Source organism: Dellaglioa sp. CoH-57-MRSF-22 (genome assembly GCF_056781895.1).
The window spans coordinates 1-298 of record NZ_JBXAXT010000178.1 but is presented as its reverse complement, the minus strand read 5'-3'; the positions used below and the strand labels follow the sequence as shown (position 1 = coordinate 298).

The following is a 298-nucleotide window of genomic DNA, read 5'->3' as shown; positions in this document are numbered from 1 at the left end:
ACGCTAGCTTCATGGACCGTATGGGGCTGTGCCTCAATGCCGAAGTTTGGCTGTACGATCGCATGTCGGAACAGCCGGAGGCGTGGAAAAAGAGCCGCGAATTCCGTCAGGCGCTGATCAACCAGTTCGTGATCGCGGGGCTGCACGATACATATCCGTTCAATGAGTTCGTGCCGCCTGCCGGGAACGAAGATGATGCGTTGGCGGCGCGGGCTTTTCGCGAGTACTTGCACGAGGTCAAATACCGCAACCCGCGTCGGCTGAAGTGGATTCGCGACGTTGCGGCCCGGCCCTTGCG

1 protein-coding gene is annotated in these 298 nt (G+C 60.1%); it reads left to right on the top strand.

Translation table 11 applies throughout. The features are described from left to right. On the top strand, positions 1 to 298 hold a 298-nt coding region (locus tag AC1RPR_RS08705; protein WP_481763554.1), incomplete at both ends, for a hypothetical protein.